This is a genomic window from Xenophilus sp. Marseille-Q4582, assembly GCF_916700565.1.
Classification (GTDB): Bacteria; Pseudomonadota; Gammaproteobacteria; order Burkholderiales; family Burkholderiaceae_C; genus Xenophilus.
On the sequence record NZ_CAKAKO010000006.1, the window covers coordinates 64,741 to 79,862 of the forward strand.

25 protein-coding genes and 2 tRNA genes are annotated in these 15,122 nt (G+C 61.0%); 23 read left to right on the forward strand and 4 right to left on the reverse strand.

The annotated features are described in order from the left end of the window. Positions 1 to 3 precede the first annotated feature (3 nt). Complete coding sequence (locus LG388_RS20230) at positions 4 to 798, forward strand: S24 family peptidase (protein ID WP_225784483.1); 795 nt, start codon at positions 4 to 6, stop codon at positions 796 to 798. 417 nt (positions 799 to 1,215) lie between these two features. Next, positions 1,216 to 1,422, forward strand: a complete 207-nt coding sequence (locus LG388_RS20235) for a hypothetical protein (protein ID WP_225784484.1) — start codon at positions 1,216 to 1,218, stop codon at positions 1,420 to 1,422. A gap of 179 nt (positions 1,423 to 1,601) precedes the next feature. On the opposite strand, the gene LG388_RS20240 is transcribed toward LG388_RS20235, so the two are convergent. Continuing rightward, a complete protein-coding gene (locus LG388_RS20240; RefSeq protein ID WP_225784485.1) occupies positions 1,602 to 1,841 on the reverse strand; it encodes a hypothetical protein in 240 nt (79 codons plus the stop codon). A gap of 300 nt (positions 1,842 to 2,141) precedes the next feature. Between LG388_RS20240 and LG388_RS20245 the strand changes: the two genes are divergently transcribed. From LG388_RS20245 to LG388_RS20325, 17 genes are all read left to right on the forward strand, one after another. Then, entirely contained in the window at positions 2,142 to 2,345 is a 204-nt protein-coding gene (locus tag LG388_RS20245) for a hypothetical protein (RefSeq protein WP_225784486.1), read from the forward strand. Continuing rightward, positions 2,342 to 2,806, forward strand: a complete 465-nt coding sequence (locus tag LG388_RS20250; protein ID WP_225784487.1) for a hypothetical protein — start codon at positions 2,342 to 2,344, stop codon at positions 2,804 to 2,806. Before LG388_RS20245 ends, LG388_RS20250 begins: the two co-directional genes overlap by 4 nt. Before the next feature lie 2 nt (positions 2,807 to 2,808). Next, positions 2,809 to 3,027, forward strand: coding sequence for a hypothetical protein (locus tag LG388_RS20255; RefSeq protein ID WP_225784488.1), 219 nt, complete (start codon positions 2,809 to 2,811; stop codon positions 3,025 to 3,027). Then, positions 3,024 to 3,245, forward strand: coding sequence for a hypothetical protein (locus tag LG388_RS20260; RefSeq protein WP_225784489.1), 222 nt, complete (start codon positions 3,024 to 3,026; stop codon positions 3,243 to 3,245). The genes LG388_RS20255 and LG388_RS20260 overlap by 4 nt, the downstream gene beginning before the upstream one ends. A 2-nt stretch (positions 3,246 to 3,247) precedes the next feature. Continuing rightward, on the forward strand, positions 3,248 to 3,508 hold the full coding sequence (locus LG388_RS20265) for a hypothetical protein (protein WP_225784490.1): 261 nt from the start codon (positions 3,248 to 3,250) through the stop codon (positions 3,506 to 3,508). Next, positions 3,505 to 3,723 carry a hypothetical protein gene (locus LG388_RS20270; protein ID WP_225784491.1) on the forward strand — a complete coding sequence of 73 codons (219 nt, stop codon included), beginning with the start codon at positions 3,505 to 3,507 and terminating at the stop codon, positions 3,721 to 3,723. Before LG388_RS20265 ends, LG388_RS20270 begins: the two co-directional genes overlap by 4 nt. Beyond that, positions 3,720 to 4,652 (forward strand): YqaJ viral recombinase family protein, encoded by a 933-nt coding sequence (locus tag LG388_RS20275; RefSeq protein ID WP_225784492.1) that lies wholly within the window; start codon positions 3,720 to 3,722, stop codon positions 4,650 to 4,652. Before LG388_RS20270 ends, LG388_RS20275 begins: the two co-directional genes overlap by 4 nt. Before the next feature lie 26 nt (positions 4,653 to 4,678). Continuing rightward, positions 4,679 to 5,644: a recombination protein RecT gene (recT, locus tag LG388_RS20280; protein WP_225784493.1), complete on the forward strand. Its 966-nt coding sequence runs from the start codon at positions 4,679 to 4,681 to the stop codon at positions 5,642 to 5,644. A gap of 101 nt (positions 5,645 to 5,745) precedes the next feature. Beyond that, positions 5,746 to 6,345: a hypothetical protein gene (locus LG388_RS20285; RefSeq protein ID WP_225784494.1), complete on the forward strand. Its 600-nt coding sequence runs from the start codon at positions 5,746 to 5,748 to the stop codon at positions 6,343 to 6,345. A gap of 4 nt (positions 6,346 to 6,349) precedes the next feature. Beyond that, the gene (locus tag LG388_RS20290) at positions 6,350 to 6,850 is read left to right on the forward strand and encodes a hypothetical protein (RefSeq protein ID WP_225784495.1); all 501 of its coding nucleotides are present in this window, start codon (positions 6,350 to 6,352) and stop codon (positions 6,848 to 6,850) included. Between the two features lie 49 nt (positions 6,851 to 6,899). Beyond that, entirely contained in the window at positions 6,900 to 7,055 is a 156-nt protein-coding gene (locus LG388_RS20295) for a hypothetical protein (RefSeq protein WP_225784496.1), read from the forward strand. Then, the gene (locus LG388_RS20300; RefSeq protein ID WP_225784497.1) at positions 7,052 to 8,377 is read left to right on the forward strand and encodes a hypothetical protein; all 1,326 of its coding nucleotides are present in this window, start codon (positions 7,052 to 7,054) and stop codon (positions 8,375 to 8,377) included. The genes LG388_RS20295 and LG388_RS20300 overlap by 4 nt, the downstream gene beginning before the upstream one ends. Then, the gene (locus LG388_RS20305; protein ID WP_225784498.1) at positions 8,374 to 8,865 is read left to right on the forward strand and encodes a hypothetical protein; all 492 of its coding nucleotides are present in this window, start codon (positions 8,374 to 8,376) and stop codon (positions 8,863 to 8,865) included. The genes LG388_RS20300 and LG388_RS20305 overlap by 4 nt, the downstream gene beginning before the upstream one ends. Next, positions 8,862 to 9,068: a hypothetical protein gene (locus LG388_RS20310; RefSeq protein WP_225783386.1), complete on the forward strand. Its 207-nt coding sequence runs from the start codon at positions 8,862 to 8,864 to the stop codon at positions 9,066 to 9,068. Before LG388_RS20305 ends, LG388_RS20310 begins: the two co-directional genes overlap by 4 nt. Next, positions 9,065 to 9,760 (forward strand): hypothetical protein, encoded by a 696-nt coding sequence (locus LG388_RS20315; protein ID WP_225784499.1) that lies wholly within the window; start codon positions 9,065 to 9,067, stop codon positions 9,758 to 9,760. The genes LG388_RS20310 and LG388_RS20315 overlap by 4 nt, the downstream gene beginning before the upstream one ends. Continuing rightward, positions 9,720 to 10,148 carry a hypothetical protein gene (locus LG388_RS20320; RefSeq protein WP_225784500.1) on the forward strand — a complete coding sequence of 143 codons (429 nt, stop codon included), beginning with the start codon at positions 9,720 to 9,722 and terminating at the stop codon, positions 10,146 to 10,148. The genes LG388_RS20315 and LG388_RS20320 overlap by 41 nt, the downstream gene beginning before the upstream one ends. After that, positions 10,145 to 10,375: a helix-turn-helix domain-containing protein gene (locus LG388_RS20325; RefSeq protein ID WP_225784501.1), complete on the forward strand. Its 231-nt coding sequence runs from the start codon at positions 10,145 to 10,147 to the stop codon at positions 10,373 to 10,375. The genes LG388_RS20320 and LG388_RS20325 overlap by 4 nt, the downstream gene beginning before the upstream one ends. Here LG388_RS20325 and LG388_RS20330 read toward each other — a convergent pair. From LG388_RS20330 to LG388_RS20340, 3 genes are all read right to left on the reverse strand, one after another. Continuing rightward, positions 10,338 to 11,363: a site-specific integrase gene (locus tag LG388_RS20330; protein ID WP_225784502.1), complete on the reverse strand. Its 1,026-nt coding sequence runs from the start codon at positions 11,361 to 11,363 to the stop codon at positions 10,338 to 10,340. The genes LG388_RS20325 and LG388_RS20330 overlap by 38 nt on opposite strands. A gap of 144 nt (positions 11,364 to 11,507) precedes the next feature. Beyond that, a tRNA-Leu gene (locus tag LG388_RS20335) sits at positions 11,508 to 11,600 on the reverse strand. A gap of 85 nt (positions 11,601 to 11,685) precedes the next feature. Then, a tRNA-Cys gene (locus tag LG388_RS20340) sits at positions 11,686 to 11,784 on the reverse strand. A 108-nt stretch (positions 11,785 to 11,892) separates the two neighbouring features. Here LG388_RS20340 and LG388_RS20345 point away from each other — a divergent pair. The 4 genes from LG388_RS20345 to LG388_RS20360 are packed head-to-tail and all read left to right on the forward strand — an operon-like array spanning position 11,893 to position 15,122. Beyond that, entirely contained in the window at positions 11,893 to 12,102 is a 210-nt protein-coding gene (locus tag LG388_RS20345; RefSeq protein ID WP_225784503.1) for a hypothetical protein, read from the forward strand. 17 nt (positions 12,103 to 12,119) lie between these two features. After that, on the forward strand, positions 12,120 to 13,271 hold the full coding sequence (locus LG388_RS20350; RefSeq protein WP_225784504.1) for a VWA-like domain-containing protein: 1,152 nt from the start codon (positions 12,120 to 12,122) through the stop codon (positions 13,269 to 13,271). A gap of 3 nt (positions 13,272 to 13,274) precedes the next feature. Beyond that, entirely contained in the window at positions 13,275 to 14,591 is a 1,317-nt protein-coding gene (locus LG388_RS20355; RefSeq protein WP_225784505.1) for an ATP-dependent RecD-like DNA helicase, read from the forward strand. 18 nt (positions 14,592 to 14,609) lie between these two features. Continuing rightward, complete coding sequence (locus tag LG388_RS20360; RefSeq protein ID WP_225784506.1) at positions 14,610 to 15,122, forward strand: hypothetical protein; 513 nt, start codon at positions 14,610 to 14,612, stop codon at positions 15,120 to 15,122.

Genomic DNA, 15,122 nt, shown 5'->3' on the forward strand with positions numbered 1-15,122 from the left:
GGCATGCCAGCGAAGCCACTGACCGAACGACAACTTGCCGATGCGGCCGAGCTGAAGAGCCTTTTCCGCCACTGGCAGGCTGCTCGCCGTATCCAGGGTGCGGAGTCTTCGCAGGAGTGGGCCGCCGAGCAGATGGGATTCGGGCAGAGCGCGCTCAACCAGTACCTGAACGGCAAGATTCCACTCAACCCGGAGGCGGCCTCGAAGTTCGCGCAGCTGCTTGGGGTGGAGGTTGGGGACTTCAGCGAAGCTGCCGCGGAGGAGATTGCGCAGATCACGGCAAGGACCGTGCTTGGCGGTGCTGCCAGGAACGTGCGCTTGCCTGGAGCCGGCGGCCCGCCGGCGGTCGCTACCGACTACCTCCCTGGTTTCGAGAAGATGAGTGTTCCCCTGTTGGCCAACAGCGGAAGCATGGGCCAGGGCGACGATCAGCTGCACGAGGAGGTGATGACGGGCAGCCTGCCTGTGTCGCCTGAATGGGCTCTGAGAACGCTCAAGCCGACTTCACTGCAGAACCTCCGCTTCATTCACGGCTACGGCGACTCCATGAAGGGGACGTTCGAAGACGGCGACATCCTTCTGGTGGACATCGGCGTCAAGGATCCGCGAATTGATGGCGTCTACGTTCTTGAGGCCAATGACCGGATTTACATCAAGCGCGTGCGGCAGCGGATCAATGGCGAATTTGAGATCAGCAGCGATAACCCGAAAGTCAAGACTATTGATGTGCTCGACGGGAATACTCCGGTCGAATGTCGGGGCCGCGTGCTGTGGGCTTGGAACGGCGTAAAACTATAGGAGCGAGGATGCGGAATTTTCTTATCGGCGCGGCTCTGATCGCTGCCAGCGGAATTGCCCAAGCGGACTGCCGATTGGCCACACGCAATTTCGAGGTATCTCGGAACAATATGCGCCCCGATGTGGCCATGGTGCAGAGGGCCTACGATGAAATGGCCGCTGCTTGTGGGTATGGGCCGCAGACGTTTGTCCCAGCCCCTGCACCACAGTACCAGCCGCCGCCACCGCCGGCTCGCGCGCCGCAATCTGCGACGGTCAGCCGCTGCGACGCACGTGGGTGCTGGGACATCATGGGCACCCGCTACAACATGAACCAGAACGGGACGTTTTTTCGCCAGGACGGCGCCTTCTGCTCCGCGCAGGGCCGCAGCATGGTCTGCCAATAACCCGACGCCCGCGTCATTTAGGAGAAGAGAGATGGACCCAGTAGTTTTTCAAGCTGCAGCCACGATCATGGCCGCAAAGGTGGCATCCGAGCCTCAGAAATTCATCAACGATACGAATGCCACCACCGAGCTAAAGACAATTTTTCTGAGCACCTACGACGTGCTGGAGATTGCTTCCCAAGAGATCAAAAACCGGGCTAGGCAGCAGCGCTTCCCCGGCCGCCCGCCTGGCGCCTGAGCGCATCCGCGCGTAATTCGTCTTTGCAGTCGAGATATGCGCGCGCGAACTCTTGCCCGCTGAACGGGTAGTGATCTGAGCCACGGTACTTGAGAGCCGCGAGCAAGGGCAGTAGCAGTCTGATCATTCGGTTCTCCATAGAAAGCCGCCATTCTGCGCCGCTGCCCTCCCGATGTCGCTCAATGGTGGGGGCCTACCCGCAGCCACACCCATAGGCTCAGTGCCACTCCCGTCAATCCGATGATCAGCAGGCTCAGGAACAAGCTCAGATCGCTGTTCAAGCGGAAGCAAAAGTCCACGCTCCAGGCGCCCAGGATCACGAAGATGGTGATTCGCTTGGCTCGGCGCAGGCGATCTCGAGTTCTGTTCGTTCTGTTCTTCACGTGGCCTTCCTGGCTTGCGTTCATCTCGGCGGCCATCTACGCCGCAACATCGGACCCCGGTAGCGTTTCGCCGGGCCTGTGGCGCTTCCGGGTGTGGGGCGCCGCGGCAGTAGCCTTCACCATCGCCTTCGACCTCTCCGAGCACCCATGGCGCCGATGGCGGCGCTGGGCTCGCCGCAACCCCGCTTGAAGCCGCCCCCAAGGCGGCTTTTTCAATGCCCGCGGCGCGCGGGCTGCGTCGACCTGTTGCCAAGCCACCGCACAAATTATCAGTCCGACTGTTGACACCACAAAACAGTCGGACTAATATTCATCCATCAACACAGGAGAGACGTGATGGATGAACAGATGACCAAGATCGGAGGCGGCGACGTCCGCGAGGTGGCGCAGTCCATCGAGTTGCACAGCAACAGCGTGCGCCTGGACCGCGGCGCCGACCTCCCGGACCTCGTGATTCAAGGCCTGACGGACGACGAAGCGCGCAAGTTCGCTGAGTGGTTCGGCAGCCCGGTGTCGCTGTACTTCGGGAGCCGGGCATGAGCGCCCTCCCGATCCCCGCCTTCGACGCGATGGGCGTGCAGCTTGCGGCGCTGCGCAGTGCCCAGGCGCCGCTGCAGAACAAGCGCCGCGCTCTGATCGACCAGAAGATGTGCCTCGCAGTGGGCGCGACGGACGACGCGTTCAGCACGGACCTGTCGTACCGCGAGTACGTGGCCGACGCGCTCCACTTCGCGGCTTCGCAGTGGCGCAAGGACGAGCCCGAGCGCCGCGGCCTGTACGAGTACCGCTACGACGCGGAGGCGCCGGCGGACCTGCTGTGCTTCATGGAGGTGGACGACGGGGGCGGCATGTACCTCGAGCGCGCCTACCTGGGCCCCTTCGACGTGACCGAGCTGGTCTTCCCCATCAAGAAGCGGATCGAGGAAGCGGCCGAGCGACACCACTACCTGGAAACGCTGCGCGCCCGCACCGACAACCGCATCCCCTCGGAGGCTTGCTGATCATGGCGAAGAAGAAATCACCTACTCAACGCATCGAGCGCCTGGAAGGCATCGTGGTCGGCGCTGGCTTCCTGTTGCTGAAGCTGAAGCAGCAGTACGGCGCTGATTTCAGCGTCGGCATGAATCAGATGGTCATGGAGTGCATCCGTGACTGCAGGCAGGTCGAATCTGCACGAGAGCAACGAGCTGCCTCTCAGGCCACCGGGGAGGCGCAATCGTGATCCGCGTCCCCTTCCCCGCCGACGTGTCCAACACGGTCCTGCGCCATCCGCGCAGCCTCGACCAGCACCACCCCTACCTGCGCAGCGGCAGCGTGTGCCTCACCACTGACACCAGCGGCGACGCGGCCGAGATCGCAGCGCAGCGTCGCACCGAGCGCCGGTTCGTGGCCGCGTGCATCTTTCTGCTGCTCTGCGCGGCGCCTTTCATTTGGAGTTGAGCATGAGCAAGACAGGCAAGGCCTTGTGGAAGCTGCTTGATGACGTGGACCAGTGGGAAGTGACCCGATACACGATTCTTCACAAGAACACCGGCCATGAGTTCTGTATGGCCAACGGCGGCTTTTTCTTCCAGGGCTATGACGGCACGCCCAAGACCATCGGGTTGATCGAACGGCACTTCTTGTTCCGGAAGGCCCGCCGAATCGCTGACATCAGGCTTGCACGTGCCCTACGCGGCGCTCAACAGGAAGCACAGCCATGAGCGACCTCACGGACCTCTCCCCAACCGCCCTTGCCGAGCTTGAGATCGGCAGCCAGCAGGACCACAACGCGCGGCACGCAGAGAACGTGCGGCGCACGCGGGACACGCACGCGCCGCTGGTGAGCTGGCCGGCGTTCGTGGTGCTGCTGATAACCGCCCTTTCCCTCATCGCCGCAGGGATCGTGACCTGGGCCTTTCCGGAGATGCCGAAATGAACGCAGTTGCCGAACAACCCGTGCGCGACGCCGCAGTTGCAGCAGACCGTCGCCACTTCCTGGGCGGCTCCGACGCCGCCTCTGTGCTGGGCATCAGCCCGTGGAAGACGCCCTTCCAGCTGTGGCAGCAGAAGACCCAACCCTTCGACGAAGTCGAAGTGATCACGCCGCAGAAGCAGCGCATCTTCAAGCGCGGCCACCGCATGGAGCCCTATGTGGTCGACCTGCTGAGCGAGGAAACAGGCCTGCAGATCACTCGCCGCAATCAGCGCTACATCGACCCCGAGTTTCCTTTCCTGGCGGCCGAGATCGACGCAGAGGCCGCCACAGGCGAGAACGTCGAGATCAAGACCGTGAGCCCGTTCAAGGCCTCCGAGTGGGGCGAGATGGACACCGACGCCATCCCTGTGCACTACACGGCCCAGGCGCAGCACGGCCTGATGATCACCGGCGCCCCGGTGTGCGTCTTCGGCGTGCTGATCGGCGGCGACGACTTTCGCGTCTACCGCGTCGAGCGTGACGACCAAGTGATCGCCGCGCTGCGCCAGCGCGAGGTGTCCTTCTGGCGCGACTACGTCGAGACCCTGACGCCGCCTCCGGCCGTCAACCCCGACGACCTGGCCCGCATGTTTCCCAAGGACATTGGCACGGCCGTGGAAGCCACAGAGTCCGCCCTGATCGCCTACAACGAGATCAAGGCCCTGCGCCCGCAGTTGAAGGAACTGGAAGCGCGCATCGAAGAGCACCAGGACACGCTGCGCGCCGCGATGGGGCCGGCGGCCCGCCTGCTGATGGATGGCCAGGAGATCGCCTCCTGGAAGACGCAGAGCGCCACGCGCTTTGACCAGTCCGCATTCAAGGCCGCCCATCCCGACTTGGCCGCCCTGTTCATGAAGACCACCGAGAGCCGCGTCCTGCGCTTGAAGTGACCCGACCACCACCAGAGGAAAGCACCATGAGCAACACCGCACTGCGCGCAGCAACCACCGGCCAAGTGGCCGCCCCCAAGACCCGCGAAGACAAAGTCGGCGACCTGATCGTCGCCATGAAGCCGCAGATGGCCATGGCGCTACCCAAGCACCTGAACCCTGATCGCATGGCGCGCATCGTCCTGACCGAGATCCGCCGCGTGCCCAAGCTGGCCGAGTGCGGCCGGGACTCCCTGCTGGGCGCAGTCATGACCTGCAGCCAGTTGGGACTGGAGCCAGGCAACGGCCTGGGCCATGCCTACCTGCTGCCCTTCGACAAGCGCGCCAAGGTCAATGGCTCGTGGCAGACCGTGGGCATCGATTGCCAGCTGATCATCGGCTACCGCGGAATGATCGACCTGGCCCGCCGCAGCGGCCAGATCGTGAGCCTGAGCGCGCGCGCCGTGTTCACGAACGACCGCTTCAACTACCGCTTCGGCCTGGATGAGTCTATCGAGCACATCCCCGCTGACGGCGAGCGCGGCAACCTTACGCACGTGTACGCCGTGGCCAAGCTCAAGGACGGCGGTGTGCAGTTCGAAGTGATGAGCCGGGCCGAGATTGAGAAGGTGCGTGCCGCCAGCAAGGCCAAGGACAACGGCCCTTGGGTGACCCACTTCGAAGAGATGGCCAAGAAGACCGCCATCCGCCGCCTGTTCAAGTACCTGCCCGTCAGCATCGAGATGCAGCGCGCCGTGACCATCGACGAGCAGGGCGAGGCGGGCATCCGTCAAGACCACAACGTGATCGACATGGAAACGGGCGAGTACGGGGCGCCGGCTGGTGAGCTGCCCGCCCCCGCAGGGGACCAACTCAGCTACGCCCAACTCGCCGACATGGTGACAAAGGCGACGACTGTGCCAGAAGCCGAAGCCGTCCTGGCCCAAGCGACGCACCTGCCTGAAGACCAGATGAACGACCTGCGCAAGCTCGCGGCCGAGCTGCCCTTCTGACCCCCTTTCGGCGCAGCGCCAGCCCGTCCGTCTCCTCCTATGCACCTTGGGCTGGCCCGCTTCGGCGGCGCCTCTTCTTTCCTTCCCACCTGGAGCCCTGAATGTTCGAACTGACCACCGCTACCAAGGCCAAGCTGTCCTCTGTCAACGTGCGCGCCGAACTGCACGGCAAGGAGCCCGTGCCGGCTGCTGACTTCAAGTTCACGGTCGACGCCGCCAACGAGGTGCTGAGCGAGTTCCACCCCATGCTGCGCGCGTTCCTGTACGCGAAGAGCGAAGCCAGCGAGTCGCCGCAAGGCTCGCTCGACGGCGTAGCCCCGGTGTCGGACCTCACCGCCCTGCGCTTCCCGAAGCTGGCCCCGCTCGCCTGGATGGTCGACCAGGCCGGCATGACGCTGACCGTGGACTATGGGCTCGGCGGCGAGTCGAACATCGAGCTGAGCGACTGCACGGCCACCGATTTCAGCATCAAGGCCAAGGAGGGCGGCACGGTTGAACTGACCTTCAAGGTGCAGAAGAGCCACCCCGACGAGCGCGCCATGGCCAAGCTGTGCGGCCTGGTCAAGCACGACGTGCACATCATCCTGACGGCTCCCGAGCAGACGCAAGAGCCGCTGGAGCAGCAGGACGAGCCGCGCAAGGACACGCGCCAGACGCCGGCCCAAGCCTTCGCCGCAGTCCTTGGGATGGACGAGGGCTGAGACCATGCCGCCCGCCCCCGAACATGAAGCGCTGCGCCTTGCTGATGAGCTGGCCGACGTGATCGCTGACCTTGAGGCGTCATCGGATCGCGCGTACTGCGACTACATCGAGAAAATGCGCCGCCCTGAATGCCTGGGATGGGAGCACAAGGTGAAAGTCGGGAAGTTCGGGGAGGATGAACTGACCGGCCACACTCGCGCTGGCGAGTTGCTCGGACGACACCGTGCGCTTGCCGATGCGTTGATCAAGTTGAAGCGCCTCCACGCCCTGGCCTCTGCATCTGCCTGCTGGCAGGACATCAGCACGGCGCCGAAGGATGGCAGAAGTGTCCTGCTGCTCGGTCGCAATGCTCGGCATGCAGACGGCTTTTGGGAGAAGAAGGCGTACGCCGGCAATGGCTGCTGGGTGTGGCCATACGTCAAGGCCGAGCCCATCGCTTGGCAGCCTCTCCCTCCCTCGCCAGCCGCAGAGGCTGCCGCAGAGCGGGAGGTGGGCAATGGCTGATGGATGGCTCAACACGCAGGACCATCTGCCATCTGAGAACGAGGTCGTCATGACCAAGATTGACGAGGGCGGTAGCGTCCGAAACGAACAGCGCCTCAAGCGCCAAGGCCGCCTCTGGTACTTCCCCGACGGCAGCATGTACGTCTACTACACCCCGACCCATTGGCGAGGACTTGCTACATGGGAGCAGAAGGAAAAGCCATGACCGACAAAGCCTACCCTGAGCTGCCCCTTGCCGACTACTGGGGCTCTCAAGCATCGCCCGAAGACCTTCCCCTTTACACCGCCGACCAGATGCGCGCCTACTACGACCTGGGCCGCCCCGCTGCGAGTGATCAGCTCGAAGTCGAGCACGAGGCAAAGCTGGCGGCCCTGCGACTGCAGGTTCACACGCTGACGCAGCGCCTTGACGCGAAGAACAGCGAGCTGCGCATGATGCGCGAACGCCCCGCTGCGGGGTCGGGGATCAGTGATGAGCAGATCGCCGCTCTGCGCGACAAGCACGGCATCACGTCCAACGGGCGTGGCGTCCAGGCATTCGAACAGGTGCGCGCCTTCGTCCAGGACATCCTCGCCTCCCGCCCCGCCCCTGCGACGGTGGGCGAGATCGAGGCAGCGCTTGAGGCAGTGGCAGTGGCGCGCTACAAGGTCGTCCCCGCGCACAGCAGCATGTTCTGGTCGCATGCAGTGGTGGCAGGCGATGGCACGCAGCAGCTCTACACCGGCCGCGAGGTTGAGTGCCAGAACATGGCCGCCAAGTTCACCGGCGCGTTTCTGGATGGTGCGTTCCTCGCACTGCGCCCCGCTGCGGGGTCGGGGATCAGCGATGCAGCAGTGCAGGCGCTGGAGTCTATTGCCGCCATGACCTTCGACCGATGGAGCGAAGGCTATCGAGCCGGCCAGATCGCCATCGCAGCCCTGGACAAACTTCGTGTGCAGACCACGGAGTGGGGACCAGCACCTGTTGGCAATGAGGCAGATGAGCCGAGGTCACTTGCTGATCGCCTCGATCTGATGGCTGATGCGCAAGCTGCCGGCAGCACGGCGCAATCTGACCTTTATGCCGCTGCCACGGTGTGGCGCAAGCATTTGCGTGGTCAGCCCGCCCCCACACAGGCGGATAGCGCGCCGCCGAGTGCGCAGGGCGCACCGTGTGATCGCGAGGACTTCGCGTGGCTGGTCGTGCAGGAGGCATGCGAGACGGAGCCAGCAGACGAAGACGATCCGGAGTGCATCCGCATCTTGCGTCGCGATCTGAAAACCGCCGTGCTTGCAGCATTCCTGCGCGCTCCGAAGAGCAAGGCCGCGTTTGCCGCGCCAGGCGATGAGGCGCAGTTGCTGGCCGATGCGGAGCGGTATCGCTGGCTGCGGGACAACTGGGGATATGTGAGCGAGACATACACCGGCAGCGGGCCGCAGGTCGAAAGCGTGTACCTCGTCAGCAAAGACGACGGCTGGGACACCGATCCGGACAGCCTTGACGCCGCAATCGACGCTGCCCGTCAGGGCGAAGGGGGTGCGGAATGAAGATGGCACGCGCAGACGAGAACGATCTGAAGGCGGCGCTCGATGTGTCACGCATCATCGAGGATCTGGAGCGTGGGTACATGCCTGGCCAGGACGACGAGGGAGTCGAATTTTTCGACCGAGACGACGCCGATCAGTGCCGGCGTGCATTGGCGGCGATCCTCGATGCAGCCGACCAGGGCAGCATGTTTCGAGTCACGTTCGGCATGACCGTGGTGCTGGACCCGCGCAACAAGGTCGTCGATCCTGACGCCGACACGTTGGAAATCCACCCGGACCACGAGCGCAATGCGGAAGACGCGGCGCGGTGGCGACACATCCGCCGCAAGCTGTGCCTGACCGGCAACGGCGACGGGACATGCGCTATGCATGCAATCAATCTTCCTGCGGCCATCCAAGGTTGGCCGGAGCCGGAACAAGTGGCCGAGTTTTGCGACGCCGCAATCGACGCCGCACTGCGCGCAAACATCGGGGAGAAGATGCCATGACGGACGCCACCACCCCCGTCGCATGGCGCTGGCGCTGGAAGGATTTGCCGGACGCCGGATGGCAATTGAGCAGCGTGGGCGGATGGCGCGAAACCGAGCACATCGACGCGCAACCGCTGTACCTGCATCCGCCACATCAGCCAAAACGCACCGTCACCTACGTCTGCCCGGTGTGCGCGGCCAGCCTGGAGCGCCAGGAATGACACCTGACATTCGCGCGGCCAGCAGGCTCACCAGCGACCCCACGCGCGTGATGTGGTTCGACGTTGGCCAGGTGCCCGAATACTCTGCTGATCGCCCCGTCGACGCAGAGCGGTTGATGCATCCACCGTTCGACCGTTGCGCCATCTGTGGGCGGGATGCGGACGGAGATCTATTCGTGCTGACAACCACAGAAGGCCACAACAGCCTGGCCATCGCGGGACTGACAAGGGCGCGCGCCGGCATCGTCTACATGGATGCGTTCGCCATCATGCGGTTGGAAGATGGATCACTCGCGCTGCATCGAGCGAGTGACGAAACCCAGGCCCGTGCCGCCGTGGTGATGGTGGATGAATGGCTCACACGCCTGGACACATCGGGCCTCAGTGGTTATCAGCCCGTGATAACAGAGCACCCCATCAACCGCGAGCGCATGCGCAAGGGCAAGCGCCCGATTCACTACACATGGCGCACTGTCGTCGTGCAGCCCAGCAGGCCATCAACCCCGCAGGGCGGAACGCACGCAAGTCCGCGCGCACACGACCGGCGCGGGCACTGGCGCAGGCATCCGGGCGGGAAGTTGGTGTGGGTCAAGTCATGCCGCGTCGGCGACGAGAGCGCGGGCGCGGTTTTCAAGGACTACAGGATTTCACATGGCAGTGATACTCACAAAACACCCGCCAGCCACCATTGAATGCATCACTGCATTCTCGAGATGGTTTGGTCTCTCTCCGCTCGATTCTGACATCGACATTCAGACCGATGTGGCGTGGGACCACTGGCAGCACGCATGGCACGCCGCGAAGCGCGACAGTGACCGCGAGCAGGCCGAGAACGCCACGCTACAAGCGGCATGGCGCATTGCGGACGAAGCAAGCCGCGAATTGGTAGAGGGCCACGGCATGCGCGTCGATCACGTCACGATCAGCTTGGATGCTGATGAGATCGCATCCGCGCCAGCGCTGGAGGAGGCCATCGACTACCTCGAGAACCGTGGCATTGCCACTCGGATGGATGCGCCGGACGAGGTGCTGGTGATTTTCGAAAACGTGGCGCCCGGCGCGGGAGGGGGTGGGCGATGAGCGAAACCGAGTTGATGGAGCGCCTGGACAAGATGACCAGCGCCGTGCACCTGATGGCCAAGGCCCTGGGAACGCGCTTGGATCGCGCTCAGCTGGCCGAGCGCATGGGAATCCACCGGAACACGCTCCGACACCGCTTGGCCACGGACAAGTCGATCCCACGGCCCGGAACTGACGGGAAGTGGCTGCTCAGCGAGATCGTGGACTGGGAGCAGCGCCGCCGCTGAGGCGCTTTGCGATCTGGCTGCCGGTCGGGTTGTAGTAGGTGAGCGCGCGCGTGGTGGCCGCCCAGCCGAAGATCTTGCACAGGTCCAGCACGTCCACCTTGCGCGCCAGCCGAGTAGCCGCGGTGTGCCGGGCATCGTGGAAGGTGAACCCCTCCAGGCCGGCCCGCTCGCGGTACTTGCGGAACATGGCATCCAGGCTGCGCGCGGGGATGCCGAACACCAACACCTCATCGAAGCCCTTCATGCGCTCGATCACTCGCGCAGCCTCGGGCGTCAGCGGCACCTGGCGCGCCCTCCCCGTCTTCGTCCGGTTGGCGTGCAGCAGCACGTGGTCGACGCGCACATCGGCCCACTCCAGTCCGCACAGTTCACCCGCTCGCATGCCCGTCTGCAATGCCGCCACGAAGCAGTGGCCTACCGCTTGGCGCACACTGCGGACGGGCCGCTTCATGGACCAGTCCAGTGCGCGGAGTAGGCGCCGCGTCTCGTGCGGTTGGATGATGCGCTCCCGATGAGGTGCAGCTGCGGGCTTGCGCACATCCCGAATCGGGTTCGTTGCCAGCCAGCGCCACTCGCGCCGCGCCACCTCCAGCACATCGGCCAGAAGCACCATGTCGCGGATCACCGCGCCGTTCGACCGGATCTTGAGGCGAGCATCGCGCCAGGCGGCCAGATGCTCGCTGGTCAGGTCCGACAGCAGTACCTTGGCGGGAAAGTCCGGGTGCTTCTTGAACGCCTCGAAGCGCAGAAGCTCTTTCGTCTCGCCGCGCTTACGGGGGGAGACTTCTTCGCCGTACCTGTCCAGGGCATCTGCGACAGTGCGGACCTCGCCTGCCCGGCCAGAGCGGACAGCCAGCAGTTCAGCCTTGCGGCGGGCCGCCCACTCGGTCGCCTCGCGCTTAGTGTTGAAGGTGCCCGCGTCGCGCTCGCCACGCACTTCGATCTGCACGCGCCACGTGCCGGCGGCTGTCTGCTTGGGGGTTGCCACGATTGGGGGGAGTTCTGGGGGGAAATTGGGGGCGTCCGTTGTGCAAAGGCTTGCAGCGGGCGCACTGTATCACCCCTGCCAGTGCCTTAACCCCTTGATTTTGTGCAGATCAATGCCAGCGTTGCACTGGCCTGCATTCATCTCTGGTGCCCGGAGCGGGGATCGAACCCGCATGCCCCTTCGCAGGAAAGCGGCGGATTTTAAGTCCGCAGTGTCTACCAGTTTCACCATCCGGGCGTCCGGGGGATGGACGACGATAACCCAAAAAACGGAACAGCCCCGTTCACCGGGATCGCCGTTGAACGGGGCTGTCCGAAGAAAGTGGAGGCGCGAACCAGAGTCGAACTGGTCTAACCGGATTTGCAATCGGAAATCCCCTATGCAAATCAACATCTTACGACGCCGCTACCCGGATCGCTCCCCAACTCTCGGGCAGTGAGCCCAGATGATACCTCCTCATATGAAGTGCCCTCCGGGCACTCTTTTGGTGCGCCCATGCGCAGCAGAAAACCAACCACAGACAAACACCATGAAAGTTCTCAAAGCGCTGATCAACAGCGCCAATCCCTTCCGTCAGATGAGCGCGGAGGAAAAGGTCAAACGCCTGCTGGCGGAAGCCGAACACCAGCTCATTGATTACACCGAAACAGCTGCTCTTTCCCAAAAGATGGCTGAGTTCTACGAAGAGCGTATTCAGCGCTTGAAAAGCGCAACAACGCAATCTCAACAAATCCAGTGAAATTGGATTAAACCCAGTTGCGCATTCTGCGCTTCTTCGGTTTCTTGAATTACATAGGAATTATGGAAGCGCACGAACACGCACTCTCCAAAGCAAAGATTGCTTTGATGCAAAAGCCCGATTCGGTATTCTTTGCGACAGTCTGTTTTAGCCTGGCGCATGAATTCGACACCGGCATTCCCACAGCAGCAACTAACGGAGCGAAGGTTCGGTACAACCCGGAATTCTTCATGCAGCTCAATGCCGATGAACGGCTTTTCCTCGTACTGCATGAAACGCTTCACGTTGCCTATTTGCACATGGGTCGCCGTAATGGCAGAGACCCTTATGCATGGAATGCGGCTTGCGATTACGTCATCAATTTGATGCTCGTGGACCGTGGCTTCAAAATGCCTAAAGACGGTCTTCTCGATGAGAAATATCGGGGAATGTCGGCAGAACAAGTCTACAACTCGTTCCCCAAGGACGAAGACTTCAGTGACGTGATGAACGACTTGGAAGAGTCTGCAGATCTGGGAGCCGCAAAAGAGGTTGAAGAAAAGGTGACGCAAATCGTCATGCGGGCAGCAATGCAGTCCGCAATGATGGGAGATAAGCCGGGAACAATTCCAGGAGACATCCAGGTCATGCTCAATAACCTGGTTGACCCGAAATTGCCTTGGCAAATGATCCTGCGCAAATACCTTCAAAAGTACGCCAAGAGCGATTACACGCTGCGCAAGCCTAGACGCCGCTATTTGCCCAAACTCTTTCTGCCTGGCCTTCTGAACGAAGCAATGGTTGATTTTTCAGTCGCTGTTGATTGTTCAGGATCTGTTTCCGACGCTGAATTCACTCACATGGTTTCCGAAGTCAATTCGGCCATGCGGGTACTCAAGCCCGGAAAAATCACAATGGTGCCTTTCGACACGGTGATCCGGGAAGTCACTCCGATCAAGAACCTCACTGAATTGCGCAAATGCAGTTTCACAGGCAGGGGTGGCACTAACATCACGCCGGTGCTTGATTGGGCGATTCAAGAAAAGCCGCAACTGCTGCTCATCTTTACTGACGGCTATTTCAATATGCCGCGCAATATCAGGCCCAGATCCGACGTTATCTGGCTGATTCACAACAACAAGAATTTCACCGCTCCGTTTGGAAAGGTGATTCACTATCAATTGGAATAGAAAATGCTGGACGCCATCGACCACGAAGAATCCATCGAGCAAAGTATCCCCGCAAAAACTTCGGAACTGAAATTGACCGAGGGCCAGAACAAGGCCCTTAATCAAATGCTCAGCTTCGTGATCGACAGTCAGGAAAGCATTTTTGTGTTGCGCGGCAATTCTGGATGTGGCAAATCAACGCTCATGAAGGAGTTCGTTAAGCGATACCCCAAATTCGTTGCTGCATACAAATTGGTGGATCCGAATTTCAAGGAAAAGGATCTCCAATTAACTGCGACAACGAACAAGGCAGCGGAAGCACTTCATTTGCTTACTGGGAATGAGGTGCTCACGATTCATTCGTTCCTTTACTTGCGTCCCCAAAAGGATTTCAAGACCGGCGAAATCGAGATGGTTCCCAGCCCCATGTCGGAGGCGCGGGATTACGTAGTCGTAATTGATGAAGCCAGTTTTATCGACTGGAAATTTCTCAAGCTCATTCTGAGCTGCATGAAGGACTGCAAAGTTATCTTCGTGGGAGACCCTGAGCAAATTGTTCAGGTCAATGCAAAAGATGCACCAGTATTCGATGGTCGCTATAAAGGCGCGGAATTGACCGAAGTGGTTCGCCAACGTGCAGCCGATGGTAGTTCTACGTTGCACCCGATTACCGAATTGGGCATGGCTTTCCGTGATGTTGTTGTGGATGGGGACTGGTCCCGCCAATTCCCCGTGGATGGCAATTTCGTCAAGCACCTCAATTGGGACGATTTTTCTGCAGAGGTCCGCAAGGAATTCAGTCGTCCTGATTGGGGATATAAGGATGCAAAGCTCCTTGCGTGGACGAATAAGCGCGTCACCGAGTTCAATAACGCAGTGCGCGAAATCGCAATGGGAGATGCCAATATCTCCGAAGGGGATTACTGCACCGTGAATTCCTTTGTCAAAGCCTCCCGAGGCTCTCTGAAAACCGACGAACTCGTTCACGTCAAGGCCGTCTACCCCGATATTCATCAATTCGGTGTTCTGGGCCGGTACATCGAATTGGACAAGGGCAAGGTTTTCGTACCCTACAGCCTGGAAGCCAAGAAGCAAGCAATTAAATTGGCCCGAGAGCAAGAGCGTTATAGCGACGCTCTGAAAATGGAAACTGATTGGGCTGACCTGCGGCCGGTTTATGCATGCACGATCAATAAATCGCAGGGAAGCACCTTCGATAAAGTCTTCATCGACCTATCGGACGTGGCCCGTTGCAATAACGGTAATACTATCGCCCGATTGCTTTATGTAGCTGTGACTCGTGCCAGACATCAAGTCTTTTTGACTGGTGATTTGGCCTAATGCCAACCCAGTCTAAAAATGGACCATTTGAACCACGACCCTCGGACAAAACAAACCATCAAGGAAGAACTCTACAATTTCCTGTACTCCCCCGTGCAGCGTGAATTCAGGGCTCGACTTGATTCCCTGATCCTGAAGAACACGATCGCTTGCGGTTACGGGCATCGCTCGTTCGTCTACAAGGGCAACCTGTATTCGAGCGAAGACACGTTGTCCCGTACCCGCAATAAGCTCGCTCCGCAGTTCAGGCAAGAAATGGAGGACTACCTCTCGGAGCTTTCGGCTCTGAACACTGAGGAAATGTCCCCCGTGATCACCTACATCAACCAGGTGCTCAATGCTTCCAATGACTTTGGGGATTACTTCAAGTTGTTGCCTGAAGCCTGTCATCCGATCTTGCAGAAGATTGTGGATTCCTGTCCCTGCAGGAATAGCAAGTTATCCCAGGCACGGGTGGAAAAGATCCAGCAAAACAATCAAAAGCCGATTGCATTGCTGAAACGACGTTTGGTCCACAACCTCCTGATTTAG

Coding starts and splice junctions, on each gene's coding strand:
- LG388_RS20230 (WP_225784483.1), top strand. CDS start 4: ATGCCAGCGAAGCCACTGACCGAACGACAACTTGCCGATGCGGCCGAG.
- LG388_RS20235 (WP_225784484.1), top strand. CDS start 1,216: ATGGACCCAGTAGTTTTTCAAGCTGCAGCCACGATCATGGCCGCAAAG.
- LG388_RS20240 (WP_225784485.1), bottom strand. CDS start 1,841: ATGGCCGCCGAGATGAACGCAAGCCAGGAAGGCCACGTGAAGAACAGA.
- LG388_RS20245 (WP_225784486.1), top strand. CDS start 2,142: ATGGATGAACAGATGACCAAGATCGGAGGCGGCGACGTCCGCGAGGTG.
- LG388_RS20250 (WP_225784487.1), top strand. CDS start 2,342: ATGAGCGCCCTCCCGATCCCCGCCTTCGACGCGATGGGCGTGCAGCTT.
- LG388_RS20255 (WP_225784488.1), top strand. CDS start 2,809: ATGGCGAAGAAGAAATCACCTACTCAACGCATCGAGCGCCTGGAAGGC.
- LG388_RS20265 (WP_225784490.1), top strand. CDS start 3,248: ATGAGCAAGACAGGCAAGGCCTTGTGGAAGCTGCTTGATGACGTGGAC.
- LG388_RS20270 (WP_225784491.1), top strand. CDS start 3,505: ATGAGCGACCTCACGGACCTCTCCCCAACCGCCCTTGCCGAGCTTGAG.
- LG388_RS20275 (WP_225784492.1), top strand. CDS start 3,720: ATGAACGCAGTTGCCGAACAACCCGTGCGCGACGCCGCAGTTGCAGCA.
- recT (WP_225784493.1), top strand. CDS start 4,679: ATGAGCAACACCGCACTGCGCGCAGCAACCACCGGCCAAGTGGCCGCC.
- LG388_RS20285 (WP_225784494.1), top strand. CDS start 5,746: ATGTTCGAACTGACCACCGCTACCAAGGCCAAGCTGTCCTCTGTCAAC.
- LG388_RS20290 (WP_225784495.1), top strand. CDS start 6,350: ATGCCGCCCGCCCCCGAACATGAAGCGCTGCGCCTTGCTGATGAGCTG.
- LG388_RS20295 (WP_225784496.1), top strand. CDS start 6,900: ATGACCAAGATTGACGAGGGCGGTAGCGTCCGAAACGAACAGCGCCTC.
- LG388_RS20300 (WP_225784497.1), top strand. CDS start 7,052: ATGACCGACAAAGCCTACCCTGAGCTGCCCCTTGCCGACTACTGGGGC.
- LG388_RS20305 (WP_225784498.1), top strand. CDS start 8,374: ATGAAGATGGCACGCGCAGACGAGAACGATCTGAAGGCGGCGCTCGAT.
- LG388_RS20310 (WP_225783386.1), top strand. CDS start 8,862: ATGACGGACGCCACCACCCCCGTCGCATGGCGCTGGCGCTGGAAGGAT.
- LG388_RS20315 (WP_225784499.1), top strand. CDS start 9,065: ATGACACCTGACATTCGCGCGGCCAGCAGGCTCACCAGCGACCCCACG.
- LG388_RS20320 (WP_225784500.1), top strand. CDS start 9,720: ATGGCAGTGATACTCACAAAACACCCGCCAGCCACCATTGAATGCATC.
- LG388_RS20325 (WP_225784501.1), top strand. CDS start 10,145: ATGAGCGAAACCGAGTTGATGGAGCGCCTGGACAAGATGACCAGCGCC.
- LG388_RS20345 (WP_225784503.1), top strand. CDS start 11,893: ATGAAAGTTCTCAAAGCGCTGATCAACAGCGCCAATCCCTTCCGTCAG.
- LG388_RS20355 (WP_225784505.1), top strand. CDS start 13,275: ATGCTGGACGCCATCGACCACGAAGAATCCATCGAGCAAAGTATCCCC.
- LG388_RS20360 (WP_225784506.1), top strand. CDS start 14,610: ATGGACCATTTGAACCACGACCCTCGGACAAAACAAACCATCAAGGAA.